At 69.1% G+C, this 25,389-nt stretch carries 27 protein-coding genes, 1 tRNA gene and 1 pseudogene; 19 read left to right on the top strand and 10 right to left on the bottom strand.

Annotation, left to right across the window (positions count from 1 at the left end; all coding sequences use genetic code 11):
* Positions 1-59: 59 nt before the first annotated feature.
* Positions 60-1,466 (top strand): FAD-binding oxidoreductase, encoded by a 1,407-nt coding sequence (locus EDD92_RS18985; RefSeq protein WP_123965436.1) that lies wholly within the window; start codon positions 60-62, stop codon positions 1,464-1,466.
* Positions 1,467-1,491: 25 nt separating this feature from the next.
* On the opposite strand, the gene EDD92_RS18980 is transcribed toward EDD92_RS18985, so the two are convergent.
* On the bottom strand, positions 1,492-1,905 hold the full coding sequence (locus EDD92_RS18980) for an SsgA family sporulation/cell division regulator (RefSeq protein ID WP_030943602.1): 414 nt from the start codon (positions 1,903-1,905) through the stop codon (positions 1,492-1,494).
* 388 nt (positions 1,906-2,293) lie between these two features.
* Here EDD92_RS18980 and EDD92_RS18975 point away from each other — a divergent pair, with 388 nt between their 5' ends.
* Positions 2,294-3,742: an RDD family protein gene (locus EDD92_RS18975; protein ID WP_123965435.1), complete on the top strand. Its 1,449-nt coding sequence runs from the start codon at positions 2,294-2,296 to the stop codon at positions 3,740-3,742.
* An 89-nt stretch (positions 3,743-3,831) separates the two neighbouring features.
* Positions 3,832-4,464 carry an RDD family protein gene (locus tag EDD92_RS18970; RefSeq protein WP_123965434.1) on the top strand — a complete coding sequence of 211 codons (633 nt, stop codon included), beginning with the start codon at positions 3,832-3,834 and terminating at the stop codon, positions 4,462-4,464.
* A gap of 156 nt (positions 4,465-4,620) precedes the next feature.
* Here the strand turns inward: EDD92_RS18970 and EDD92_RS18965 are convergent, their stop codons facing one another.
* Positions 4,621-4,902, bottom strand: coding sequence for a hypothetical protein (locus EDD92_RS18965; protein WP_030943611.1), 282 nt, complete (start codon positions 4,900-4,902; stop codon positions 4,621-4,623).
* 333 nt (positions 4,903-5,235) lie between these two features.
* Here EDD92_RS18965 and EDD92_RS18960 point away from each other — a divergent pair, with 333 nt between their 5' ends.
* A complete protein-coding gene (locus tag EDD92_RS18960) occupies positions 5,236-7,587 on the top strand; it encodes an immune inhibitor A domain-containing protein (RefSeq protein WP_123965433.1) in 2,352 nt (783 codons plus the stop codon).
* A gap of 133 nt (positions 7,588-7,720) precedes the next feature.
* Positions 7,721-8,125, top strand: coding sequence for a hypothetical protein (locus EDD92_RS18955; protein ID WP_260326600.1), 405 nt, complete (start codon positions 7,721-7,723; stop codon positions 8,123-8,125).
* 40 nt (positions 8,126-8,165) lie between these two features.
* On the opposite strand, the gene EDD92_RS18950 is transcribed toward EDD92_RS18955, so the two are convergent.
* Complete coding sequence (locus EDD92_RS18950; protein WP_123965432.1) at positions 8,166-8,756, bottom strand: isochorismatase family protein; 591 nt, start codon at positions 8,754-8,756, stop codon at positions 8,166-8,168.
* Positions 8,757-8,883: 127 nt separating this feature from the next.
* Complete coding sequence (locus EDD92_RS18945; protein WP_123965431.1) at positions 8,884-10,230, bottom strand: nicotinate phosphoribosyltransferase; 1,347 nt, start codon at positions 10,228-10,230, stop codon at positions 8,884-8,886.
* A 140-nt stretch (positions 10,231-10,370) separates the two neighbouring features.
* Here EDD92_RS18945 and clpS point away from each other — a divergent pair, with 140 nt between their 5' ends.
* The 7 genes from clpS (at position 10,371) to EDD92_RS18910 (ending at position 15,128) form a co-directional block, all read left to right on the top strand.
* Entirely contained in the window at positions 10,371-10,688 is a 318-nt protein-coding gene (clpS, locus tag EDD92_RS18940; protein ID WP_030943626.1) for an ATP-dependent Clp protease adapter ClpS, read from the top strand.
* 12 nt (positions 10,689-10,700) lie between these two features.
* Positions 10,701-11,303 carry a DUF2017 domain-containing protein gene (locus tag EDD92_RS18935; RefSeq protein ID WP_123965430.1) on the top strand — a complete coding sequence of 201 codons (603 nt, stop codon included), beginning with the start codon at positions 10,701-10,703 and terminating at the stop codon, positions 11,301-11,303.
* Between the two features lie 344 nt (positions 11,304-11,647).
* Positions 11,648-13,081, top strand: coding sequence for an amino acid permease (locus EDD92_RS18925; RefSeq protein WP_123965429.1), 1,434 nt, complete (start codon positions 11,648-11,650; stop codon positions 13,079-13,081).
* 102 nt (positions 13,082-13,183) lie between these two features.
* Positions 13,184-13,606, top strand: a complete 423-nt coding sequence (locus EDD92_RS18920; RefSeq protein ID WP_037710631.1) for a Mov34/MPN/PAD-1 family protein — start codon at positions 13,184-13,186, stop codon at positions 13,604-13,606.
* A 79-nt stretch (positions 13,607-13,685) separates the two neighbouring features.
* Positions 13,686-13,787, top strand: a complete 102-nt coding sequence (locus EDD92_RS52120) for a putative leader peptide (RefSeq protein ID WP_311736770.1) — start codon at positions 13,686-13,688, stop codon at positions 13,785-13,787.
* Positions 13,788-13,893: 106 nt separating this feature from the next.
* Entirely contained in the window at positions 13,894-14,172 is a 279-nt protein-coding gene (locus EDD92_RS18915; RefSeq protein WP_030943634.1) for a MoaD/ThiS family protein, read from the top strand.
* A gap of 5 nt (positions 14,173-14,177) precedes the next feature.
* On the top strand, positions 14,178-15,128 hold the full coding sequence (locus EDD92_RS18910; protein WP_123965428.1) for a PLP-dependent cysteine synthase family protein: 951 nt from the start codon (positions 14,178-14,180) through the stop codon (positions 15,126-15,128).
* 43 nt (positions 15,129-15,171) lie between these two features.
* On the opposite strand, the gene EDD92_RS18905 is transcribed toward EDD92_RS18910, so the two are convergent.
* Positions 15,172-15,627: a type II toxin-antitoxin system PemK/MazF family toxin gene (locus tag EDD92_RS18905; protein ID WP_123965427.1), complete on the bottom strand. Its 456-nt coding sequence runs from the start codon at positions 15,625-15,627 to the stop codon at positions 15,172-15,174.
* Positions 15,628-15,861: 234 nt separating this feature from the next.
* Between EDD92_RS18905 and EDD92_RS18900 the strand changes: the two genes are divergently transcribed.
* Positions 15,862-16,614, top strand: coding sequence for an MBL fold metallo-hydrolase (locus EDD92_RS18900; RefSeq protein WP_123965426.1), 753 nt, complete (start codon positions 15,862-15,864; stop codon positions 16,612-16,614).
* An 89-nt stretch (positions 16,615-16,703) separates the two neighbouring features.
* Here the strand turns inward: EDD92_RS18900 and EDD92_RS18895 are convergent, their stop codons facing one another.
* On the bottom strand, positions 16,704-17,969 hold the full coding sequence (locus EDD92_RS18895) for a PTS transporter subunit EIIC (RefSeq protein WP_123965425.1): 1,266 nt from the start codon (positions 17,967-17,969) through the stop codon (positions 16,704-16,706).
* 257 nt (positions 17,970-18,226) lie between these two features.
* Here EDD92_RS18895 and EDD92_RS18890 point away from each other — a divergent pair.
* From EDD92_RS18890 to rdgB, 4 genes and pseudogenes are all read left to right on the top strand, one after another.
* Positions 18,227-18,487: pseudogene (locus EDD92_RS18890) on the top strand (glucose PTS transporter subunit EIIB); the annotation flags it as partial.
* Between the two features lie 105 nt (positions 18,488-18,592).
* Positions 18,593-19,330, top strand: a complete 738-nt coding sequence (gene rph / locus EDD92_RS18885) for a ribonuclease PH (RefSeq protein ID WP_030943652.1) — start codon at positions 18,593-18,595, stop codon at positions 19,328-19,330.
* Positions 19,331-19,476: 146 nt separating this feature from the next.
* Complete coding sequence (locus tag EDD92_RS18880; protein WP_123965424.1) at positions 19,477-19,875, top strand: hypothetical protein; 399 nt, start codon at positions 19,477-19,479, stop codon at positions 19,873-19,875.
* A 43-nt stretch (positions 19,876-19,918) separates the two neighbouring features.
* Positions 19,919-20,521 (top strand): RdgB/HAM1 family non-canonical purine NTP pyrophosphatase, encoded by a 603-nt coding sequence (rdgB, locus tag EDD92_RS18875; protein WP_123965423.1) that lies wholly within the window; start codon positions 19,919-19,921, stop codon positions 20,519-20,521.
* Positions 20,522-20,566: 45 nt separating this feature from the next.
* Here rdgB and EDD92_RS18870 read toward each other — a convergent pair.
* The 3 genes from EDD92_RS18870 to bcp form a co-directional block, all read right to left on the bottom strand.
* Positions 20,567-20,651: transfer RNA gene (locus EDD92_RS18870), tRNA-Leu, on the bottom strand.
* Positions 20,652-20,662: 11 nt separating this feature from the next.
* Positions 20,663-21,208: an HNH endonuclease signature motif containing protein gene (locus EDD92_RS18865; protein WP_123965422.1), complete on the bottom strand. Its 546-nt coding sequence runs from the start codon at positions 21,206-21,208 to the stop codon at positions 20,663-20,665.
* A gap of 227 nt (positions 21,209-21,435) precedes the next feature.
* Complete coding sequence (bcp, locus tag EDD92_RS18860; RefSeq protein WP_099929176.1) at positions 21,436-21,903, bottom strand: thioredoxin-dependent thiol peroxidase; 468 nt, start codon at positions 21,901-21,903, stop codon at positions 21,436-21,438.
* Between the two features lie 134 nt (positions 21,904-22,037).
* Here bcp and EDD92_RS18855 point away from each other — a divergent pair, with 134 nt between their 5' ends.
* Together EDD92_RS18855 and EDD92_RS18850 are read left to right on the top strand one after the other, a co-directional pair.
* Positions 22,038-22,367, top strand: coding sequence for a DUF3618 domain-containing protein (locus EDD92_RS18855; RefSeq protein ID WP_123965421.1), 330 nt, complete (start codon positions 22,038-22,040; stop codon positions 22,365-22,367).
* 54 nt (positions 22,368-22,421) lie between these two features.
* Positions 22,422-22,778, top strand: coding sequence for a co-chaperone GroES (locus tag EDD92_RS18850; RefSeq protein ID WP_030943670.1), 357 nt, complete (start codon positions 22,422-22,424; stop codon positions 22,776-22,778).
* Between the two features lie 51 nt (positions 22,779-22,829).
* Here EDD92_RS18850 and EDD92_RS18845 read toward each other — a convergent pair whose 3' ends face one another.
* Positions 22,830-25,238 carry a transglycosylase domain-containing protein gene (locus tag EDD92_RS18845; RefSeq protein WP_123965420.1) on the bottom strand — a complete coding sequence of 803 codons (2,409 nt, stop codon included), beginning with the start codon at positions 25,236-25,238 and terminating at the stop codon, positions 22,830-22,832.
* Between the last annotated feature and the right edge of the window lie 151 nt (positions 25,239-25,389).

Genomic DNA, 25,389 nt, shown 5'->3' with positions numbered 1-25,389 from the left:
CCCGGCATACGTCCAGTGCCGTAGACGGGGTTCACACCGATGGCCCCGGGTGCGACGCTGTGATCATGAGCCGTATCGAAGCGCCTCGCGACGAAGCGACCGGAAACCTCGTCGACCGCCTGCTGGGCGGTCTGCCCGCCGAGGCCGTCCTGACCGACCCGGACGTCACGGCCTCCTACGCCAACGACATGGCCAGCTTCTGCCCGGCCGGCACCCCCGCGGTGGTCGTGCTGCCCCGCACGGTCGAAGAAGTCCAGCACGTCATGCGTATCGCCACCGAACTGCGTGTCCCGGTCGTCCCGCAGGGCGCCCGCACGGGCCTGTCGGGCGGCGCCAACGCCTCCGACGGCTGCATCGTGCTGTCCCTGACGAAGATGGACCGCATCCTGGAGATCAATCCCGTCGACCGCATCGCCGTGGTCGAGCCGGGCGTCATCAACGCGACGCTCTCCCGTGCGGTCGGCGAACACGGCCTGTACTACCCGCCGGACCCGTCCAGCTGGGAGATGTGCACGATCGGCGGCAACATCGGGACGGCCTCGGGCGGTCTGTGCTGTGTGAAGTACGGGGTCACGGCCGAGTACGTGCTCGGCCTGGAAGTGGTGCTGGCCGACGGGCGGCTCATGTCCACCGGCCGCCGTACGGCCAAGGGCGTCGCCGGTTACGACCTCACCCGGCTCTTCGTCGGCTCCGAGGGCTCGCTCGGCATCGTCGTACGGGCGATCCTGGCCCTCAGGCCGCAGCCGCCACAGCAGCTCGTACTGGCGGCCGAGTTCGCGTCCGGCGCCGCCGCCTGCGACGCCGTGTGCCGGATCATGGAGGGCGGCCACGTCCCGTCGCTCCTCGAACTCATGGACCGTACGACGGTCAAGGCGGTCAACGACCTCGCACACATGGGCCTCCCGGACACCACGGAAGCCCTGCTCCTGGCCGCCTTCGACACCCCGGACCCCGCCGCCGACCTCGCCGCCCTCGGCGCGCTGTGCGAGGCGGCGGGCGCCACCCAGGTCGTCCCGGCCGACGACTTCGCCGAGTCCGAACTCCTGCTCCAGGCGCGGCGGTTGTCGCTCACCGCGCTCGAAGCCGTCAGCGGCACGACGATGATCGACGACGTGTGCGTGCCCCGGTCCAGGCTCGGCGAGATGCTCGAAGGCACCGAGCGGATCGCCGAGAAGTACCAGCTCACCATCGGGGTCGTCGCCCACGCCGGGGACGGCAACACGCACCCGACCGTCTGCTTCGACGCCGCCGACCCCGACGAGTCCCGGCGCGCCCGCGAGTCCTTCGACGAGATCATGGCGCTGGGCCTGGAACTCGGCGGCACGATCACCGGCGAGCACGGCGTGGGCGTCCTGAAGAAGGAGTGGCTGGCGCGCGAGATCGGCCCGGTGGGGGTGGAGATGCAGCGGGCGGTCAAGCAGGTCTTCGACCCGCTGGGCATCCTGAACCCGGGCAAGCTGTTCTGATCCCGTTCCGCCGGGATCGCCGGGGTCACTGGGCGAGCAGCTGGTCGAGCGCGTCGTCGATCCCCAGCTGTTCGCCCTCAGTCCCCGGGGGAACCACCCGCAGCGTCCGCTCCAGCCAGGCCGACACCTGAGCGGCCGGCGCCTCAAGGAGGGCGTCACCGTCGGGTGAACTCAGCGCCATCAGAACGACGCTGCGGCCCTCCGACTTGGTCGGCCACACCCGCACGTCCCCGTGCCCGCAGGCCCGGAACACGCCCTCCACCAGGAGGTCGCGGGAGAACGTCCAGTACACGGGGTTCTCGGAGTTGATGTGGAAGGTGATGTGGACGGCGTACGGGTCGTCGGTGCGGTAGCTCAGCCGGGCCGGAACCGGAATGCTGCGCTCCGGCGACAGGATGAGTCTGAGCTCCAGTTCGCGCTCCACCACGGTGTAGTGCATGTCGTGCGGTTCCTCTCTCGGGCAGGTGTACGGGGCCCTGCGGGTGGGCCCGTACACGTGGAGAGAGGAGCGGGGCGCGAGCATTACGCGGGTTCGGAGAATTTTTTTTCCGGACGTGTGAGGACGGTGCACGGCGTTGCCCGGAAAGGGGTGGGAGTGGCGGGACTGTCGGTGGGGGTTGCGTGGGTCTGGCTGTGTCTTTCCGGGGGCCAACCCCCGGACCCCCGGCCGAAAGATTCGTGCCCCCGCGGGTTCCGCTCGTGTGAAGTACATGTACGAGGGTGCCCGGATAGGGGTGGGACTGGCGGGACTGTCGGTGGGGGTTGCGTGGGTCTGATAGATGTGGAGGCCCCCATATTCACCCCCGAGCAGATACGGGACGACGGACATGAGCGCCCCAACCCCGGCCCCCGGTGACAACAGGCCCCGCGAAGGGTATTACCCGGACCCGTCCATTCCTGGATATGTCCGGTACTGGAACGGTGCGTCCTGGGTACCGGGCACCAGCCGTCCGGCTCCGACGGACGGCGAGTCGCTCGCCCCGCCGCCCGGCAGCGACCCGGCTCCGGTCGAGGAGACGGGACCGCACTTCTTCGACGAGGACCCCGCGGCGCAGTCGGCCCCGGCCCAGCACGGGAGCCGGTCCGAACCCGCGACCGCCTGGGGCGCCGACAGCTCCCAGCAGTCCGGCTTCGGCGGCGACCAGGACCGCCGGGTGTCCTGGGGCAACCCGCAGTCCGCGGACCCGCGCCTCGCCGACGGTGCCCCGGCCCGGCCGGACGGCCAGGCGTCCCGCACCGACGGCACGGCGACGATCCCGCCGGCGGACTCGGACGCGGACGACCCGGCCTCCGGCGGCACCTTCGTGTTCCGCAGGCCGACGGCGCAGACCGGGGAGACGGAGCCCCCGGCAGCGGCCGGCCACGGCATCCCCAGCCCCGGGGGCCCCGCCGCCGACGAGGGCACCATGACGTTCCGTGCGCTGTCCCAGCGCACGGGCAGGCAGGGCGGGGCGCAGAACGGCAGCACGGGGGCGCCCGGCTTCGGCGCGGGCAAGGCGGCCGCCGACCGCGCCGCCGCGGCGCAGGGGCAGCCCGCCCCTTCGGGCCCTCAGCAGGCCACCCCGGTGATCCCGCCGCAGGGCGGCGGCGCCCGGCCCGCAGCGGCCGCCCAGCCCCCCGCCGCGCAGCCGCCCGCCCCCGTCGCCACCCCCATGACCAGCGGCCCCGGCGGCGGTCAGCACTCCTGGGCGCAGCAGGTGCACCGGCTCGCGGGCGCCGACGAGGACCAGCCCGTCGCCCCCTGGAAGCCGCCGGTCGAGGACATCTTCCAGGCGGCCGCCATGCGCCAGGCGGCGGCCCGGCCCGCGGCCCTCGGCAAGCGGCTGGCCGCCCGGCTGCTGGACACCGTCGTCCTCGCGGCCGTCACGGGCGTGGCCGCCGTACCGCTCGGCACCAAGGCGGTCGACCACGTCAACGAGAAGATCGACGAGGCCAGGCTCTCCGGCCAGACCGTGACCGTCTGGCTGCTGGACGGCACGACGTCGCTGTACCTGGGCATCATCCTGGCCGTCCTGCTCGTCTTCGGCGTCCTCTACGAGGTGCTGCCCACCGCCAAGTGGGGCCGCACCCTCGGCAAGAAGCTGCTGGGGCTGGAGGTGCGGGACATCGAGGCGCACGAGCCGCCGTCGTTCGGCGGGGCGCTGCGCCGCTGGCTCGTGTACAGCGTGCCCGGCCTGCTCGGGGTCGGTGTCGTGGGCGTCGTGTGGTGCGTGTTCGACCGTCCGTGGCGCCAGTGCTTGCACGACAAGGCCGCGGGTACGTTCGTCGCGGGCTGACCGCATACGACGGATGCACCAGCCGATTCGGTACTCCGGACGGCCGTTCGCCGGATGCGGAGCCGGGAGGTTCGCGGTCCACTCGGGCCATGAGCAGCGAACCGCCCCCCGGATCCGGCGGACCGCCGGAGGACGACCCGTTCAGGAAGCAGCCCCCTCCTGGCCAGGGACAGGGCTCACCGTACGACGCAGCCGGTGGCGGCGGGCAACCCCCGCCGTACGGCGGCGGTGACCCCCACGGCGGCGGCCAGTACCCCACCGACCCGCTCGCCGGTATGCCCCCGCTCGCCGACAGCGGCAGGCGCACGCTCGCCCGGATCATCGACCTGATCCTCGTGGGCATCGTCGTCTGGCTGCTCACCTGGGCGTTCAACGTCCACGAGTACGACGTGAACGGCAACAACCTCTCCTACGGCAAGTCCTTCGCGCAGTCGCTGATCGCCGCCGTGCTCTACATCGGCTACGACACGTATCTGATCAGCAAGACGGGACAGACGCTCGGCAAGAAGTGGCTGAGCATGCGCGTGGCGAACCTCGAGAACGGCTCCACCCCCTCCGTACAGACCTCACTGGTCCGCTCGGCGGTCCTGTGGATCCCGTTCGCGTTCTGCTGCGCCTGCATCTGGACCGCGATCTCGGGCGGCTGGAGCTACTTCGACAGGCCCTACAAACAGGGCTTGCACGACAAGGCCGCGAAGACGGTCGTGGTCAGCACAAGTTGAGCCGGGCGGCCCTGCTGAAGCCGGCTGCGGTGCGGCAGCGCCCCAAAGGGGCGCGGGGCTGCATCGATATGCGGCTCCGCCGCGGGGCGAGACCAGCCACGATGCTGCCGCAGACGCGCGACGGCAGATCGTGGCACGTCCCGTGGAGCGCCTCGTTCAGGATGCAGCGCGCTCGTGCACCGGCTCGGGTGCCGCCGCTGCGACCGCGGCCCGTACGGGCATTTCCTCCGCGACCGCCGGAGGCTGCTGCACCGCGACGACCCTCGGCTTCGGCAGAGGAACCGTCATGGCGACCAGGAGCCCGAGGGCGAGTGCCGCGAAGGCGATGACCGCGATCCCCACGCCCGAACTCGTCTGCGACAGCAGCAGCATGGCGAGCGTCGAGAAGATCACGGTGCACGAACCGTAGACGAGCTGGGCGGGCGTCGGACGAGGCATGGCAATCGTGTCCTCGGAAGTGGGGGTCCACGGGGGAGTCGGCCTGGGTTTCTGCCGATTTCCGGGCAGTCCGCCAACCGACTCTAATCGCGTGCATGCCCGAGTGGAACGAACGGTAAGCGTGACCTAACCAACAGTGCCGGTGCACAGGGGGCGCACGGAGTCATGGCGTCCATCAAGTGGACGTTCGAACGCGCCGGTCGGGGTGTCCGTAAAGCGGACTTCAACTCCGCATAGTGCAATTGTTGTGTCCAAGTCAAGGTCTGTTCTTTCTCGCCGACCTCTAGTCAAATTGCGTCACTTGACTTGCCACCTTGACCAAGAGGAACTCAAGTGACCCCAAAACCCTGGACGTTCAGAGCAACCGCGGTCGGTGTCGCGCTCGCGGCGGCCACCGCCACGTTCTCGACGTTCGCCGTGGCCCAGGCCGCCGACCCGGCCGCGACGGCCACCCGTGACCGCCATGACCCGGCGGCGGTCAGGAGCATGGAGCAGGACGACCTCGACGGTCCGCTCTCCAAGACCCAGGATGCCCAGCGCCAGGAGGCCCTGAACCAGGTCATATCCGGCCAGGCCCAGGTCAAGGACCGGGGCGGTTCGCAGGTCGTCCAGCTGAAGAGCAAGAAGGGCGACCGCAAGTACGTAGAACTGGGCCGGGAGAAGACCGACAAGATCTTCACGATCCTGGTCGAGTTCGGCGACAAGATCGACAGCACGTACGGCGGCACGGTGGGCCCCGCGCACAACCGGATAGCCCAGCCCGACCGGGCGAAGGACAACTCGACCGCCTGGCAGGCGGACTACAACCGGCAGCACTTCCAGGACCTCTACTTCGGGTCCGGCACCGCCTCCATGAAGTCCTTCTACGAGAAGCAGTCCTCGGGCCGCTACTCGGTGGACGGCGAGGTCGCCGACTGGGTCAAGGTCCCCTACAACGAGGCCCGCTACGGCAACAACGCCTGCGGCTCCACCAACTGCCCCAGCGTGTGGAACGTCGTCAGCGACGGCGTCACCGCGTGGGTCGCCCAGCAGAAGGCGGTCGGCAAGTCCGACGCCGACATCAGGACGGACCTGGCGAAGTTCGACCAGTGGGACCGCTACGACTACGACCACGACGGCAACTTCAACGAGCCCGACGGCTACATCGACCACTTCCAGATCGTGCACGCCGGAGAGGACGAGTCCGCGGGCGGCGGCGTCCAGGGCAAGGACGCGATCTGGGCGCACCGCTGGTACGCGTTCGGCAGCGACTCCGGCAGCACCGGCCCCACGGGCAACAAGCTGGGTGGCGCGCAGATCGGCGACACCGGCATCTGGGTCGGCGACTACACCATCCAGCCGGAGAACGGCGGACTCGGCGTCTTCGCCCACGAGTACGGCCACGACCTGGGCCTGCCGGACCACTACGACACCACCAACGCCGGTGAGAACTCGACGGGTTTCTGGACGCTGATGTCCAACGGGTCCTGGCTCGGCACCGGCAAGGACGCCATCGGTGACCTGCCGGGCAACTTCAACGCCTGGGACAAGCTGCAGCTGGGCTGGCTGAACTACGACACGGCGAAGGCCGCGACGAAGTCGAAGCACAAGCTGGGTGTCGCCGAGTACAACACCAGGAACAAGCAGGCGCTGGTGGTCTCGCTGCCCGACAAGGCAGTCACCACCGACGTGGTCACCCCGGCGCAGGGCTCGACCCAGTGGTGGAGCGGCAGCGGCAACGATCTCAAGAACACGCTGACCCGGTCGGTCGACCTCACCGGCAAGTCCAAGGCCACCCTCACCCTGGACGGCTACTACGACACCGAGGCGGGCTTCGACTACCTCTACACCGAGGCATCGACCGACGACGGCGCCAACTGGACCCCGCTGGACGGCACGGTGGACGGCCAGGCCATCCCGCGCGACGGCAGCGGCAAGCCGGCGCTGACGGGCACGGTCGACGGCTACAAGAAGCTGTCGTACTCGCTGGACGCCTACGCGGGCAAGAAGATCGGCCTGCGCTTCCGCTACCAGACCGACAGCGGTGTGGCGCAGAAGGGCTTCGCTGCCGACGAGATCACGGTGACCGCGGACGGCACGGCGCTGTTCACCGACAACGCCGAGAGCGCGGACCCGGGTTGGACCGCCACCGGCTTCTCCCGCATCGGCGCGTCCTTCACCAAGGACTACAAGCAGTACTACATCGCCGAGAACCGCCAGTACGTGTCGTACGACAAGACCCTGAAGGTCGGTCCGTACAACTTCGGCTTCTCGGCGAGCCGTCCGGACTGGGTGGAGCACTACCCGTACCAGAACGGCCTGTTGATCTGGAAGTGGGACACCTCGCAGCAGGACAACAACACCAGCCAGCACCCCGGTGTCGGCCTGGTCCTGCCGGTCGACTCGCACCCGACGGCGCTGAAGTGGTCCGACGGCACGCTGATGCGCAGCCGTATCCAGTCCTACGACTCGCCGTTCAGCCTGTATCGCACGGACGGCATCACGCTGCACAACGCGGACGTCGTGACGAAGCTCCCGTCGACGAAGGGCGTGCCGGTCTTCGACGACCACACGAGCACGTACTACGACGACTCGACCCCCTTCGCCGGTGTCAAGATCACTGACACCAACACCAAGATCAGGATCGTCAAGGAGGCCAAGGACGGCTCGACGATCAAGGTCGAGGTGGGCCCCGCGGTGAAGTAGTCGGTATTTGCGCAGGTCAGAAGCGTATCGGCGGTGACCCCCTGGCGGGTCGCCGCCGATCGTGTTTAGGTGCGTCCTGTGCTTCCCTTATTGACACCGGTAACGACATCGACTCGCACGGGGGTGTGACTGCATGGCCGCAGGAGGTTTCTGCAAGCTGCCGACAGGCAGCGTGGTGGTGGCGCTGAACCTGCCCAGCCCCACCGCCGACGGCACGGGCTGCATACGCTTCCTCGTGCACGCCCAGAACCGGGCGCGCGCCCTGACCAGGCTGCGCAACCTGGGCATCCGGGCGGTGTACCTGCGCGGCAACGCCGCCCCGCCGACCCCCGACGAGATCACCGCGGTCCTGCACCACCCCGACGGCCTCATATGGCGCACGGCACCTGACAACGGTGTCGTGCACGGCCCGGAGCTCCCCCAGGAGCTGTGGCACCCGGTCAGGGCCCTGCTGAGGCAGCGTCCCGAAGGGGCGCGGGGCGGCGTTGAATCTGCGGCTACCGCCGCGCGGGCGCGACCAGCCGCAATGGACCTGTAGACGCCCGACAACCCATCGCGGCACATCGGACCGCGCAAGCTCAGGCAACCACGGGCTTCCCGGAGAGCTCCACGCCCGCCGAGCGCAGCTCCTCCAACGCGCGCTCGGTGGTCTCCGCCGCCACCCCGGCCGTCAGGTCCAGCAGAACCTGGGTCCGAAACCCTTCCCGCGCGGCATCCAGGGCGGTAGCCCGCACGCAGTGGTCGGTGGCGATCCCGACGACGTCGACCTCGTCGACCTCCCGGGCGCGCAGCCAGTCGGCGAGCTTCACGCCGTTCTCGTCGGCCCCTTCGAACCCGCTGTACGCCGCCGCGTACGCCCCCTTGTCGAAGACGGCGTCGACCGCCCCGGAGGCGACGGCGGGCGCGAAGTTCGGGTGGAAGCCGACACCCTCGGTGCCCGCGACGCAGTGCGCGGGCCAGGAGTGCTGGAAGTCGGGGTTGTCGGCGAAGTGGCCGCCGGGTGCGATGTGGTGGTCGCGGGTGGCCACCACGTGCCGGTAACCGGAGCCGCCCGCCTGTCCGATCAGCTCGGTGACGGCGGCGGCCACGTCGGCCCCTCCGGCCACGGCGAGGCTGCCCCCCTCACAGAAGTCGTTCTGCACGTCAACGACGATCAAGGCGCGGCGCATGGTGGGTGTCCTTCTCGACGATGGGGTCGGGGGAGGGGTGCGGGCCCGGCCATTGAACTTCCGAGCGTATTGAGTTCCCGTCCGGTAGGGGAGGGGGCGTTACGGGGCGTATCCGGCGGCACCTGCTTTAGCTACCCGAGCGCCCGTGCACGTACTCCGTCGGAATGACCGGTTCCCCGCGCGAGAGCTGGGTCGCGGACAGCGGCAGGTTGGCGCGCGCGGCCGTGTGCCGGTCGCGTACGACGTCCAGCGGCTCGCGCGCCACCACGTCACCGCCCTTGACGAGCTCGACCAGCAGCTGCCGGTCCGCCAGCTCGGCCGGGACGGTGCCGGTGCCGACGACCTCGGCCTCCGCGACGCCGTCCGCGCCCGGCCTCCGCGCGGCCCACTTGCGGCCGCCGATGGACGTCTTGCCGCCGCTGGACTTCTTCGCCACCGGCACCAGCGGCGCCTTCGGGTCGGCGGACTCGGCGCGGGCGACCAGCTTGTACACCATCGAGCAGGTCGGATGCCCGGACCCGGTCACCAGCTGCGTACCGACGCCGTACGCGTCCACGGGCGCCGCGGCCAGCGAAGCGATGGCGTACTCGTCGAGGTCCGAGGTCACGATGATCTTCGTCGCCGTCGCGCCCAGCTCGTCCAGCTGCTGCCGCACCCGGTGCGCGACCAGCAGCAGGTCGCCGGAGTCGATGCGCACGGCGCCCAGCTCCGGCCCGGCGATCTCGACGGCCGTCCGGACGGCCTCGGCGACGTCGTACGTGTCCACGAGCAGGGTGGTGTTCCGGCCGAGCGAGTTCACCTGGGCCTGGAAGGCGTCACGCTCGCGGTCGTGCAGGAGGGTGAAGGCGTGCGCGGAGGTGCCGACGGTCGGGATGTTGTAGCGGAAGCCGGCCGCGAGGTCCGAGGTGGAGGCGAAGCCGCCCACGTACGCGGCGCGGGAGGCGGCGACGGCGGCGAGCTCGTGCGTTCGCCGGGCGCCCATCTCGATCAGCGGGCGCTGCCCGGCGGCCGAGGACATCCGGGAGGCGGCCGCGGCGATCGCGGAGTCGTGGTTGAGGATGGAGAGGATCACCGTCTCCAGCAGCACGCACTCGGCGAACGAGCCCTCGACCCGCATGATCGGCGAGCCCGGGAAGTACACCTCGCCCTCCGGATAGCCCCACACGTCACCGGAGAAGCGGTAGGAGGCGAGCCACTCGAGGGTCGCCTCGTCGACGATGTTCCGCTCGCGCAGGAAGCCCAGGACGCCCGCGTCGAAACGGAAGTTCTCGACGGCGTCCAGGACCCGCCCGGTGCCGGCCACGACGCCGTAGCGCCGCCCCTCCGGCAGCCGCCGGGTGAAGACCTCGAAGACGCTTCGCCGTTCGGCCGTACCGGCCCTGAGGGCGGCCTGCAGCATCGTGAGCTCGTACTGGTCCGTGAAGAGCGCCGTCGAGGGAACGTCCACCGGCAGCCCAAGGTCCGCTACATCCACGAAAGCTCTCCTAGCTATGACTCTCCGGGCACCCCCAGGTCGGCCGGGGGTCCGGGGGTTGTCCCCCGGTGTGTGCAGCATGACGACAGATGGTACACCCCCTTTGTGTCAGTGTGACGATTTGTGGGGCCCGTGGCAGCATGGGCTGTGTGACGTCACCCGCTCCCCTTGAGATCGAACGGACCGAATCTGCGGAGGAGGTCTTCGCCGTACCCGAGCCGGACGTCCCCTGGGTCACGATCGTCCACAACGACCCGGTCAACCTCATGAGCTATGTGACGTACGTCTTCCAGACGTACTTCGGCTACACCAAGGACAAGGCCACCAAGCTCATGCTCGATGTCCACCACAAGGGCCGGGCGGTCGTCTCCAGCGGCACTCGCGAGGAGATGGAACGCGACGTGCAGGCGATGCACGGCTACGGACTGTGGGCCACCCTCCAGCAGGACCGGAAGTAGCGACTCAACCTGATGCCAGGAACCTTCGAACCGCTCCCCGGCGGCGGCGCGGCCGTCGCGCTCGACGACGTCGAGATCTCCATCATCCGGTCGCTGGCCGTCCAGCTCCTGGAGCTCATCGGACCCGGCCCCGGCGAGGACGCCCCCGACGACCCGCTGGCCGAGCTCTTCGCCGAGGGCCCGAGCGAGCCCCCGAAGGACCCCGTGCTCAAGCGGCTCTTCCCGGACGCCTACAGCGACCCGGAGGGCACCCCCGGGCCCAAGGAGGCCGAGGAACAGCAGGCGTACTCCGCCGAGTTCCGCCGTTTCACGGAGAACGACCTGCGCGCCGCCAAGCGCGAGAGCGCCCTCGTCGTGATCCGCTCCCTGGACGCGCTCACGCCGGCCGGAGACGGCGGCGCGATCCTCAAGCTGTCCGCCGAGGAGTCCCGCCAGTGGCTCGGCGCCCTCAACGACCTGCGCCTGGCGATCGGCTCCCGGCTGGAGATCACCGACGAGGATGACACCGACCTCCTCTACCGCCTCCCGGACGAGGACCCGCGCAAGCCGATGGTGATGGCGTATCTGTGGCTGGGCGGCCTCCAGGAGACACTCGTCTCGACCCTGATGCCCTGAGATGTGACGCTTTTGCGTTCGCTCAGAGGACGCTCAAATCCGGATAACGATGAGGTCACCAGGGCCGCCTTCTATGCGCCCGTGGGGTGCCCTTTGTCCGGTTCTCCCTGTGGCGTGCGCCACATCTCGCCCGGATGATCAAGGTTGCGGCCGTGATAAATCTTCACGACCGCCCGGCGAACACCACCCATGTTCGTCCGGGTGCGCCACCGAGCCGGCGGATCGCCGGCCAGGCACGGGCGGGTCCGCAAAACCCGCTCCACTCCATCAATCCGGGGGGATCGAGACCCGATCCGGGGCCGACGAGAGGCCCGGGGTCGGAATGGAGAAAGGCGCACCACCACATGACCTCCGCTCAGGTCGGTACGGACAACGCCCCCGACGGGGCCGAAGAAGGGTACGAGCGCGGACTGGGCAGCCGTCAGGTCCAGATGATCGCGATCGGCGGCGCCATCGGCGTCGGCCTCTTCCTGGGTGCCGGGGCGAACATCGCCAAGGCCGGCCCCAGCCTCATCTTCATGTACGCCCTCGCGGGCGTGATCATCTTCTTCATCATGCGGGCGCTCGGCGAGCTGCTCCTCTACCGCCCGGTCTCGGGCTCCTTCGCGGAGTACTCCCGCGAGTTCCTCGGCCCGTTCTTCGGCTACTTCACCGCCTGGACGTACTGGCTGATGTGGGTCGTGACCGGCATGGCCGAGCTGACGGCCGCCGCGATCTACGTCCACTACTGGTTCCCGCGCGTCCCGCAATGGACGACCGCCCTGGTCTTCCTGGTGATCCTCTTCGGGGTCAACCTGATCTCCGTGAAGCTCTTCGGCGAGCTGGAGTTCTGGTTCTCGATGGTCAAGGTCACCGCCCTGATCGGCATGATCGTGATCGGCCTCGGCGTCCTCACCTTCGGCTTCAGCGCCGCCGGTGACACCGCCTCCGTCGCCAACCTCTGGCAGTTCGACGGCTTCTTCCCCAAGGGCGTCGGCTCGTCCCTGATGACCCTGCAGGGCGTCATGTTCGCCTACCTCGCCGTCGAGCTGGTCGGCGTCACGGCCGGCGAGTCCGAGAACCCGGAGAAGACCCTCCCCAAGGCGATCAACACCCTGCCCTGGCGCATCGCGCTCTTCTACGTCGGCGCGCTCACCGTCATCCTCTGTGTCGTCAAGTGGACCGAGTTCGCGGACGGCGTCAGCCCCTTCGTGAAGGCGTTCGCGCTGATCGGCATCCCGGCCGGCGCGGGCATCGTCAACTTCGTCGTCCTGACCGCGGCCCTGTCCTCCTGCAACTCGGGCATGTACTCCACGGGTCGCATGCTGCGCACGCTGGCCGACAACGGCGAGGCCCCGCGCGCCTTCTCCAAGCTGTCGGCCTCCAAGACGCCGGCCCTCGGCATCACGGTCTCCGTGGCCTTCATGGGCATCGGCGTGGTCCTCAACTACATCGTCCCGGAGAAGGCCTTCGGCTACGTCACCTCGGTGGCCACCGCGGCCGGCATCTGGACCTGGCTGATGATCCTGATCAGCCACGTCCTCTACCGCCGCGCGGTCGTCGCGGGCCGGCTGCCCGCCTCGTCCTTCCCGGCGCCGGGCGGCGCGGTGTGCTCGTACATCGCCATCGTGTTCCTGCTCTTCGTCACCGGCCTGATCGCCTACGACGCCGACTCCCGCGTCTGCCTCTATGTGATGGCGGGCTGGGCGGTCGTCCTCGGCATCGGCTGGGCGATCCTCAGCGCGAGCAACCCGGAGGTCACCCGGCGGCGCGAGCCGGAGCTGGAGAAGGTCGGCTGATCTCGGCCCCTCCGTTCGGCATCCGGGCCGTCCCGTACCACCCATCGGTACGGGGCGGCCCGTCTGCTTACCCCGACGGGCCTTCTGCTTATTCTGGCGAACATGCTGACCATCACCCAGGCCCTCGTCGACCAGATCGTCGCGCACGCGCGCAAGGACCACCCCGACGAGGCGTGCGGCGTCGTCGCGGGTCCGGCCGGTTCGGACCGCCCCGAGCGGTTCATCCCGATGCTGAACGCGGCCATGTCGCCCACGTTCTACGAGTTCGACTCCGGCGACCTGCTCAAGCTCTACCGCGAGATGGACGACCGCGACGAGGAGCCGGTGGTCATCTACCACTCCCACACCGCGACCGAGGCCTACCCGTCCCGCACCGACATCTCCTACGCCAACGAGCCCGGCGCCCACTACGTCCTGGTCTCCACCGCGGACACCGACGGCCTCGGCGACTTCCAGTTCCGCTCGTACCGGATCGTGGAGGGCGAGGTCACGGAGGAGGAGGTCACGGTCGTGGAGGCCTACTGATCTCGCGGTTCGGTCAGAATTCGTCCAGTATGCGAGATCACACTCCGGGACCCGGACCGGGAATCGATACGATGACCCCATGGTTTTCCACGACGTGAGCGACAAGACGCCGGGCATGCTGCTCGTGGCGCGGCTGCACGTCGACCTGTGCAGGCTGCAGAGCGCCATCTGTACGCGCTGATTCCTGCCGCCGTACGGCCGTGAGCCGCGGCGCCTCATGTACCCACATGCTGTACTGCGCTGCCGCGCGCCCACCGACTGACTACTCCCGACAGGAGCCCTGAGCCATGGCCATCGAGGTCCGCATCCCCACCATCCTTCGCACCTACACCGACGGCCAGAAGGCGGTGGAGGGCAACGGGGACACCCTCGCCGAGCTCTTCGCCGACCTCGAGACCCGGCATGCGGGCATCCAGGCCCGCATCGTGGACAACGGCGAGCTGCGCCGCTTCGTCAACGTCTATCTGAACGACGAGGACGTCCGCTTCCTCGAGGGCATCAACACCAAGGTCGCCGACGGCGACAACGTGACGATCCTGCCGGCCGTGGCCGGCGGCATGGCCTGATCCGCATGCGCTACGACTCCCCGCTGGCCGCGGTGGGCAACACCCCTCTGGTGCGCCTGCCGCGGTTGTCGCCGTCCGAGGACGTCCGCATCTGGGCCAAGCTGGAGGACCGCAACCCCACCGGCTCGGTCAAGGACCGCCCGGCCCTGCACATGATCGAACAGGCGGAGAAGGACGGCCGCCTGACCCCCGGCTGCACGATCCTGGAGCCGACCAGCGGCAACACCGGCATCTCGCTCGCCATGGCCGCGAAGCTCAAGGGCTACCGCATCGTGTGCGTGATGCCCGAGAACACCTCGCAGGAGCGCCGCGACCTGCTCGGCATGTGGGGCGCGGAGATCATCTCCTCCCCGGCCGCGGGCGGTTCCAACACCGCGGTGCGGGTGGCCAAGGAACTCTCGGCCGAGCACCCGGACTGGGTGATGCTCTACCAGTACGGCAACCCGGACAACGCGGGCGCGCACTACGCGACGACCGGCCCCGAGATCCTCGCCGACCTCCCCTCGGTCACCCACTTCGTGGCGGGCCTCGGGACGACGGGGACGCTGATGGGCGTCGGCCGCTTCCTGCGCGAGAACAAGCCGGACGTCAGGATCGTCGCCGCCGAACCGCGCTACGACGACCTGGTGTACGGACTCAGGAACCTCGACGAGGGCTTCGTACCGGAGCTGTACGACGCCTCCGTCCTGACGACCCGCTTCTCCGTCGGCTCGGCGGACGCCGTCACCCGCACCCGTGAACTCCTCCAGCAGGAGGGCATCTTCGCGGGCGTCTCCACCGGCGCGGCCCTGCACGCGGCGATCGGCGTCGGCAACAAGGCGGTCAAGGCCGGCGAGAGCGCGGACATCGTGTTCGTCGTGGCCGACGGCGGCTGGAAGTACCTGTCGACGGGCGTCTACACGGCGGCCACGACGGAAGAAGCGATCGAGACGCTGCAGGGACAGCTCTGGGCGTAGTCGTTCCATGAGCCTGCTCGATTCGTGAGCCTGCTCGACGGGCTTACGTAGCCAGGTGACGGACCTGGTCCCAAAGGACCGGGTCCACCACACCCACCCGTCGCCGGAACTCCCACACCGGCACCTCGCGCAGCTCGTCCGTCTCCAGGAAGCTCGCGCGCCCCTGCGCATCGCCCACGGCCCCCGGGGGCAACGGGATCACCCCGGCCCGCTCGTCGTGGTACTTGCTGGTGATCTTCGCGACGACCGCCTGCTCCCCGTGCACCACCAGCACCAGACAGGGTCGGTCCTTGTTGCCCGGCCGGTCCTCGTAGGGAACGTTCGCCCACCAGATCTCCGCGGGCTTGGGCCGGCCGCCCCCACCCCGCACACCCGGCCGGCCCGGCGGCCGTGTCCGGCGCCCCGCGGGCCGCCGCCCCCGCCCCCAGCCGTCGACGAGCGTGGCGACCAGCGCGAGCAGTATCACCGCCGCGAGCGCGAGCCACCATGACGTGTCCATACGAAGACGTTACCGGCGCACGATCAGCGCCGCGCGCCCTCTGCGCAAGCCGTGCTCGCCCTCTCACGCCTCACGCGCCCCGCTTCCAGCCGAACCGGTGACACCACAGGTGAGTTCGCCCACAACAGCCCTTGCTTGAGGAGCGACCCGACGTTTTGCGCCTTACGCTCGACGGACCGCACGACCCCCGTTCTCCTTCCCAGAAAAGTTCCCGCCAGCGGAGGTTTCTGCTTCATGAAGCTCACCGTCGTCGGTTGCTCGGGGTCGTTCCCGTCCGCGGAATCGGCCTGCTCGAGCTACCTCGTAGAGGCCGACGGCTTCCGGCTGCTTCTCGACATGGGCAACGGTGCCCTTGGCGAGCTGCAGCGCCACTGCGGTCTCTACGACCTCGACGCGATCTTCCTCAGCCATCTGCACGCCGACCACTGCATCGACATGTGCGCGTACTTCGTCGCGCGCTACTACCGCCACGACGGCGGCCGCTGCGACCCGATCCCCGTCTACGGACCCGAGGGCACGGAACACCGGCTGACCACCGCCTACGCGGACACCCCCACCGCCTCCTCCATGAGCGAGGTCTTCGACTTCCACACGGTCAAGCCGTCCACGTTCGAGATCGGCCCGTTCACGGTGCACACGGAACGCGTGGCCCATCCCGTGGAGGCGTACGGCATCCGCGTCGAACACGGCGGGACGTCCCTGACGTACTCCGGCGACACCGGAATCAGCCCCGCCCTGGACGAACTCGCCCGCGACACCGACCTGTTCCTGTGCGAGGCCGCTTTCACGCACGGCAAGGAGAGCATCCCCGACCTGCACCTCAACGGCCGCGAGGCGGGCGAGGCGGCGGCCCGGGCGGGCGCCCGGCGCCTGGTCCTGACCCACATCCCGCCGTGGACCGACCCGCAGGTCAACCTGGCCGACGCCCGCGCGGTGTTCGACGGCCCGGTGGACCTGGCGGCGCCGAGGCAGACGTACGAGATCTGACGCAGTCGTAGGAGATCCAGCGCACCGAACATGCGGAAGGCTCCCGGAACCGAGGGGTTCCGGGAGCCTTCGTGCACGTCGGCGCGGGGCTACTTGGCCTCCGCCTTCTGCAGCTCCGCCAGTTCCTCGTCGGACTCACGGCCCGGCGTCGGCAGGTTGAACCTGATGATCGCGAAGCGGAAGATCACGTAGTAGAGGACACCGAAGCACAGGCCCACCAGCATCAGACCCCACGGGTTGGTCGCGATGCCCAGGTTCAGCCCGAAGTCCACCACGCCCGCCGAGAAGCCGAAGCCGTCCTTCATGCCGAGCGCCCAGGTCAGCGCCAGCGAGACACCGGTGAGGACCGCGTGGATGGCGTACAGGACCGGCGCGATGAACATGAAGGTGAACTCGATCGGCTCGGTCACACCCGTCACGAACGACGTCAGTGCGATCGAGAACATCATGCCGCCGACCACCTTGCGGCGCTCCGGACGGGCGCAGTGCACGATCGCCAGACAGGCCGCCGGCAGACCGAACATCATGATCGGGAAGAAGCCGGTCATGAACTGGCCCGCGCTCGGGTCACCGGCCAGGAAGCGCGCGATGTCACCGCTCTTGCCGTGGTAGTCGCCCGCCTGGAACCACGGGAACGAGTTCAGCAGGTGGTGCATGCCGATCGGGATCAGCGCACGGTTGGCCACACCGAAGATGCCCGCGCCGACCGCGCCAGACTTGACCAGCCACTCGCCGAAGTTGTGCAGACCTGTGCCGAGGACCGGCCAGATGTAGCCGAAGACGATGCCGATGACCAGGCCCGCGAAGGCGGAGAGGATCGGTACGAGCCGGCGGCCGCCGAAGAAGCCCGCCCAGTCCGGCAGCTTGGTGCGGTAGAAGCGCTGGTAGAGCAGCGCGACCACGAGCCCCATCACCACACCGCCGAGCACCTTGGCGTCGACCGGCGCGTTCACCATGACGACCTTGCCGTCGACGGCCGTCGCGACCTTCGGCAGGTTCTTGTCCGTGAACGTGGCCAGCACGTTCTTGAAGACCAGGTAGCCGACGACCGCGGCGAGCGCCGTCGAACCGTCCGACTTCTTGGCGAAGCCGATCGCGATGCCCACGGCGAACAGCAGCGCCATGTTGTCGAGGATCGCGTTGCCGCCCGCCGCCATGAACCCCGCGATCTTCGTGAGGAACGTGGGGAAGGACGGGCGTCCCAGCATGTCCGTGTTGCCCAGCCGCACCAGGAGGGCGGCGGCGGGCAGGACGGCCACCGGGAGCATCAGGCTGCGGCCGATACGCTGGAGCACAGCCATCGCGCCGGAGCCCTTCTTCTTCTCGGCCGCGGGAGCGGCGCTGGCCGTGGTCACAACTTCCTCCAGGGGGCAGAGCGCCGCCCGGGGACAGGGGAAGAGGACGGCGGCGTCGCTGGTCTGTACCACTCAGTGGTGTAGACCTGTGGTGTAGACCTGTTGTAGCACGGTGAAGGCCGGATAAGGAACCCACTGTTTTCTGGTGAGCTGTCAGGCCCTCCGTCACCGCCGGGCGGGGAAGATCTCCATGGGGGCACCCATGGGTTGGCCACCGCCCCCCAGGTGGTGTAGACCAGTTACGGGCTCGCGAAGCCGAGCCGACCGCGCGTGAGGAGACTGACATGGCCAGCAAGGCTGAGAAGATCGTTGCCGGGCTCGGCGGCATCGACAACATCGAGGAGATCGAGGGCTGCATCACTCGGCTGCGCACCGAGGTCAGCGACGCCTCGCTGGTCGACGAGACCGCCCTCAAGGCCGCCGGCGCCCACGGCGTCGTCAAGATGGGCACCGCGATCCAGGTCGTCATCGGCACCGACGCCGACCCCATCGCCGCGGAGATCGAAGACATGATGTGAACACATGTGAGCTGAGCCACGGCCGACCCGGCCCGCACTCACTCATTGGGGCCCCTTCCCACCGCGGGAGGGGCCCTTTCCGCTCGTACGGCTAGGCTCGTCGCCATGTCTCGAATCGACGGCCGCACCCCCGAACAACTCCGCCCGATCACCATCGAACGCGGCTGGAGCAAGCACGCCGAGGGCTCCGTCCTCATCGCCTTCGGCGACACCAAGGTCTTCTGCACCGCCTCCGTCACCGAAGGCGTCCCCCGCTGGCGCAAGGGCAGCGGCGAGGGCTGGGTCACCGCCGAGTACTCCATGCTGCCCCGCGCCACCAACACCCGCGGCGACCGCGAGTCCGTACGCGGCAAGATCGGCGGCCGCACCCACGAGATCAGCCGCCTCATCGGCCGCTCCCTGCGCGCGGTCATCGACTACAAGGCACTCGGCGAGAACACCATCGTCCTCGACTGCGACGTCCTGCAGGCCGACGGCGGCACGCGTACGGCGGCCATCACCGGCGCGTACGTGGCGCTCGCCGACGCCGTCGCCTGGGCCCAGGGCAAGAAGCTGATCAAGGCCGGCCGCCAGCCGCTCACCGGCACCGTCTCGGCGGTCTCGGTCGGCATCGTCGGCGGCATCCCCCTCCTCGACCTCTGCTACGAGGAGGACGTGCGGGCCGACACCGACATGAACGTCGTCTGCACCGGCGACGGCCGCTTCGTCGAGGTCCAGGGCACCGCGGAGGCCGAGCCGTTCGCCCGCGAGGAGCTCAACTCCCTTCTGGACCTGGCGGTTTCCGGCTGCTCGGAACTCGCTGTCCTTCAGCGCAAGGCACTTGATACGGTCCTCGAAAAGTAAAGGACGCGCCAAGCGGAACGGCGCCCCGGGGCAACCCCGACGCCCGTCCCAGCGTCCCTACGGATGCGGGCGCACGGCACACCACCGTGCGCCCGGCCAGTACGGGGGGCCCGCCCACGGGCCTGGACAACGGAGGGACCACAGTCATGGCCGCGAGCCGAGGCCGCCGCATCACCGTCACCATCGCAGCACTGGCAGCCATGGGGCTGACCGCAGGCCTCACCACCGGCTGCGACGCCGTCAACAAGGCCCTGGACTGCGTCCAGACCGCCGACACCATCGCGGACAGCGTCACCGACCTCCAGCAGGCCGTGGAAAACGCCTCGAACGACCCGACCCAGCTCGACGAGTCGCTCGCCTCCATAGACAAGAACCTCGACAAGATCGGTGACAAGACCGACAACGCCGACGTCAACAAGGCGGTCGACGACCTGAACAAGGCCGTCTCGAACGTCCGCACCGCCATCAAGAACGGCGACAAGACCCCGGACGTCAGCCCCGTGACGGACGCGGCGGGCGAACTGACGAAGGTCTGCACGTCATAACGGGCGGGGCGGGAGAGCGGCGGGAGCCGGAATACTGTTCGGCATGACCCGCTTGATCCTCGCCACCCGCAACGCCGGAAAAATCACCGAGCTCAGGGCGATCCTCGCCGACGCAGGCCTGAACCATGAACTGGTCGGGGCGGAGGCCTACCCCGACGTCCCCGACGTCAAGGAAACGGGCGTCACCTTCGCCGAGAACGCCCTGTTGAAAGCCCACGCGCTGGCCCAGGCGACGGGCCTTCCGGCCGTCGCCGACGACTCGGGCCTGTGCGTCGACGTCCTGAACGGCGCCCCCGGCATCTTCTCCGCCCGCTGGGCCGGCAAGCACGGCGACGACCGCGCCAACCTGGAACTGCTCCTGGCCCAGCTCGGCGACATCGCGGACGAACACCGCGGCGCCCACTTCGCCTGCGCGGCGGCGCTGGCACTGCCCGACGGGCGCGAGCGGGTGGTCGAGGGCCAGCTGCGGGGGCTACTGCGCCACACCCCGGTGGGCACGAACGGCTTCGGCTACGACCCGATCCTCCAGCCGGAGGGGGAGACGCGCACGTGCGCGGAACTGAGCCCCGAGGAGAAGAACGCGATCAGCCATCGGGGGAAGGCGTTCAGGGCGTTGGTGCCGGTGGTGCGGGAGTTGTTGGGCTGAGACATGGGAGAGGGGTCGCCTGACTGGGCGACCCCTCTGTTCGTGTGCGGTCGGTGGGACTCGAACCCACACGGGATTTCTCCCACGGGCACCTAAAACCCGCGCGTATCGCCTATTTCGCCACGACCGCCCCAAAACGGACTATTTACTCGTAGGCCGTTTTGCCTCGCCCAGTGTACGGGGCTGCGTCTTCGGGCGTCGGCCGCCTCGGCACCAGGTGCTCGTGATCGCGTGGCAGTTGGGGCACAGTAGCCGCAGATTCTCCAGCCGGTCGTCGCTCCAGTCCCCGTTGATGTGATCGATCTCCAGCGCCATGGGCTTACCGAGCCATTCAGGGCCGACGCCACACTCGGCGCACTCCTCGGACACTCCCACTTCGCGAAGCGCGCGACGTAACAGATGGGTCCTTGTCCGGCGCTCGCAGTCGTGCCGCGCCAGGACCTCCTCGGCGCGTTTGACGGGGGTCGTGCCCGGTTTCCCGCGTTGATGCGCCTGCCCCAGGAAGTGGGAGGTGTCGAGACCGTCCTCGGCCACCCACAGAGGGAACTCGGTGCGCAGTCGGCTGCGGTATGGATCCATACCCAGCGCGCGCAGAGCACCGGCGACGGACGTCGCCTCACCAACGGCGCACCGCAGTTCCTCGGCGGTTGGCCTGCATGGCAGCTGGGCCCGCCTGCGTCGTGGCATGTGGGAGACGTCGATCCCGAAGTGATCGAACCGCCCGAGCCGCCTCCTCCAGCCGCTCCTTGGTGTACGCACTGGCCCCCATGAGTCCCCTCCGTTCCGGCCGCGCGTTCGCAGCCCGTACGGAGTAACGAACCGTTTATCGGACAGTCACGCCCGAAACGTAAAACGGCCCGTACCGGAACCGTCCGGTACGGGCCGTCGAGCAGCAGAAACGTGTCCTCGGATCCTCAGATCCCCAGATCCTTGATGATCTTTGCCACGTGACCCGTCGCGCGGACGTTGTACAGCGCCCGCTCGACCTTGCCCTCCTCGTCCACGACGATCGTCGAGCGGATGACGCCCATGTACGTCTTGCCGTAGTTCTTCTTCTCGCCGTACGCGCCGTACGCCTCGGTGACCGTCTTCTCCGGGTCGGCCGCCAGCGTGATCTTCAGGGACTCCTTCTCGCGGAACTTCGCCAGCTTCTCCGGCTTGTCCGGCGAGATGCCGATGACGTCGTAGCCGGCGCCGGCCAGGAGTTCCAGGTTGTCCGTGAAGTCGCAGGCCTGCTTGGTGCAGCCGGGCGTCAGGGCCGCGGGGTAGAAGTAGACGATGACCTTGCGGCCCTTGTGGGCCGAGAGGGACACGTCGTTGCCGTCGGCGTCGGGGAGGGTGAAGTCGGGGGCCACGTCCCCCGGCTGGAGTCGCTCGCTCATCGAACCAGCGTAACCGGGGGTCCTGACAGTGCACGGGCGGGCGGAACTGACAGACTGTCCAGAACAAGCAGCAGCAAGCAGTGACAAGTAGCAGCAAGCAGCAGCAGGCATCAGCTGACTTCGGAGGCCTTACGGTGGCGGACACGTCGGACACCAGAACCCCGGCGCAGATCGAGGCGGACATCAGGCGCCGCCGCGAAGTGCTGGCCGAGACGCTCGACGAGATCGGGGTGCGGGTGCATCCGAAGACGATCGTCGGGGATGCCAAGGCCAAGGTCGTGTCGAACATCGATCAGACCCTGGGGCGGGCCTATGTCGGGGTCAACAAGGTCGTGAGCGATGTGAAGGCGCAGTTCGTGGACGAGGAGGGCGCGCCACGGCTGGAGCGGATCGTGCCGATCGCGGTCGTCGCCGTCGGACTGGTGGGTCTGCTCGCGCTCGGGACCAGGCGGCGCAGGGGCTGAGCAAGCGCCGACCCGGCGGCGTACGGACTCCGCAAAGGCAGGTAGGTTCAAGGCGTGAGCGCCAAGAGAAACGAGCACAGCACCCAGCACGACAAGCTGCCCATCCGGATGCTGCACGACCGGGTCCTGGTCAAGCAGGAGAGCGGCGAGGGCGAGCGGCGGTCGGGCGGGGGCATCCTGATTCCCGCCACCGCGGCCGTCGGGCGGCGGCTGGCCTGGGCCGAGGTCGTAGCGGTGGGCCAGAACGTACGGACCGTGGAGCCGGGAGACCGGGTGCTGTACGACCCGGAGGACCGGGCCGAGGTCGAGGTGCGGGGTGTGGCCTACGTGCTCATGCGTGAGCGTGACCTGCATGCCGTGGCCGCGGACCGGTTCGAGGGGTCCGAGGACACGACGGGCCTGTACCTGTAGAACAGCGACGAAGAGGGCTGGTGACCATGGTCACCAGCCCTCTTCGTCGCTTCAGGTCGGTGGGCCGCCCGGGCCCGCAGACGTACCCACGTCCGTGCCGGCCGTCGTGCCGCCGTCGGTCGTGCCTCCGGTGTCCGTGCCGGCCGTCGTCCCGCCGTCCGTCGTGTCGCCGGTCGTCCCGCCCGTCGTGGTGTTTCCGCCGTCCGTGGTGCCACCGGTCGTGTTGTCGCCCGTGGTTCCGCCGTTCGTGGTGCTGCCCGTGGTGTTGGTCCCGCCGTCGGTCGTGCCGCCGTTGTTCTGGCCCTGGGTCTGGCCCTGGTTGTTCTGGCCGTTCGTGGCGGGCGTGGGGCCGGTGGTGCCGCCCGTGGTGGGCTGCTGCGGGGGTTCGGTGGTGGCGGGCGGCTCGGTCTCTTCGGCGCCCGCCTGGAGCTGGAGGTCGAAGTCCGTGACCGGCTTCCCCTTCAGGGCGGCCTTCGTGTACTGCGCCCAGATCTCGGCGGGCGGGCCGCCGCCGTTGACCCGCGGCAGGCCCATCGCGCCGTACAGGGACTTGTGGGCGGCCGTCACCGGGTCCTGCCCCATGACGGAGACGACGGTCGCGAGGTCGGGCGTGTAACCGGCGAACCAGGCGGCCGTGTCCTCCTCCGCGGTGCCCGTCTTGCCGGCGGCGGGACGGTCCGCGCCCTGGGCCTCGGTCGCGGTGCCGTTCTCGACGACGCTCTGCAGGATGGACGTGGTGGTGTCGGCGGCCTCGCGGCTGACGGCCTTCGTGGTGGTGCCCTTCGGCAGGTCCACGACGTCCTTGCCGTCCTTGGTGATCGAGTCGATCATCGTGTACGCGCTGTGCTCGCCGTGGTTGGCGAGGGTCGCGTAGGCCTCCGCCATGTCGAGGACGCTGGCGGTGTTCACGCCGAGCGCGATGGAGGGGGTTCCGGTCAGGTCGGGGGTGTCGGACGGGATGCCGAGGGCGACCGCCGTGTCCTTCACCTTGTCGGGGCCCACGTCCACGGCCATCTGCGCGTACACCGAGTTGACGGACTTGTCGGTGGCGGTGCGCACGGTGATGTCGCCGTAGGAGCGGTCGTCCTCGTTCGCGGGGGAGTAGCTGCCGCCGGACCAGCCCTGTACGGGGCGCTGGTCGGTGCCGTCGTAGTAGGTGTTCGGGGTGATGGTCTCGCCGTCCTGCGTCATGGAGTTGTGCTGGACGGCCGAGGTGAAGACGAAGGGCTTGAAGGTGGAGCCGACCTGGAAGTCGCCTCGGGTCGCGCCGTTCGTGTACTGCTTGACGTAGTCGATGCCGCCGTACATCGCGACGACCTTGCCGGTCTTCGGGTCGACGGAGGCGCCGCCCGCGCGGACGTAGTTGTCGACCTTGTTGTTCTTCTTGTCGAGCTTGGACATCACCTTGTCGTTGACGGCCTTCACGAAGGCGTTCTGCCTGCTCTTCTGCAGGGTGGTGGTGATGCGGTAGCCGCCGGCCTCGAGGTCGTCCGTGGTGACGATCTTGTTCTTGGTGAGGTAGTCCCTGATCGCGGTGACGATGTAGCCGCGCTGCCCGGACATGCCGGTGGAGGCGGTCTGTTCCTTCGGCATCGGGAACTTGAGGCCGGACCGCTCGGCCTCGCTCAGCCAGCCCTTCTTGACCATGCCGTCCAGGACGTAGTTCCAGCGGGCCACGGCCGCCGCCTTGTTCTCGGGGTGCGCGATCACGTCGTACTCGCTGGGGGCGTTGACGAGCGCGGCGAGGTAGGCGGCGTGGGCCGGGTCGAGGTTGGTGGCGTTCCGGCCGTAGTAGGCCTGGGCGGCGGCCTGGATGCCGTAGGCGTTGCGGCCGAAGTAGCTGGTGTTGAGGTAGCCCTCGAGGATCTTGTCCTTGGGCTGCTCCCGGTCCAGCTTGATCGAGATGAAGAACTCCCTGGCCTTGCGGGTGAGGGTCTGCTCCTGCGCGAGGTAGTAGTTCTTCACGTACTGCTGGGTGATCGTCGAGCCGGACTGCTTGCCCTTGCCGGTGGCGGTGTTCCAGGCCGCGCGCAGCATCGCCTTGGGGTCGATGGCGGACTCGGAGTAGAAGTCGCGGTCCTCGGCGGCCAGGACGGCGTGCTGGGCGTCCTTGGAGACCTGGGCGAGCGTCACGTTCTCCCGGTTGATGTCGCCGTCGCGGGCGATCTGGGAGCCGTCCGCGTAGAGGTAGACGTTGGCCTGCTTGGTGGCGAGGGCGTTGGCCGGCGGGATCTTCACCAGTGAGTAGCCGAGGAAGAACAGGCCGATCAGCAGCAGTGTCCCGATGACGAAGGTGCCGAGCACCATCCGCCAGGTCGGGATGAGCCGGCGCCAGCCGGTGCGCCTCGGCCGCTTCGGTTTCGCGCCGCCCGGTTCGGGAGCGCCCGGCTCGGCAGCGCCTTGCGGCTCTCTCGGTGCCCAGCCCTGGTTCGGTTGCTGCGGCTGCGGCTCGTCGCTCATCTCGTGCACGGACTCCTGTTTCGCGTCGTACGTTCCCGTACGCCCTCGTACGCCATCTGCGTCCCCTCTTGAAGACTCTCGCACCATGCGTTCCGTTCCCGGATCACGGCACGCGTCCCCTCGGGAAAATGCGTGGCGTACGTCACTGCCT

It is taken from the genome of Streptomyces sp. TLI_185 (genome assembly GCF_003814765.1).
Lineage (GTDB): Bacteria > Actinomycetota > Actinomycetes > Streptomycetales > Streptomycetaceae > Streptomyces.
This window is presented reverse-complemented; position numbering and strand designations above follow the sequence as displayed.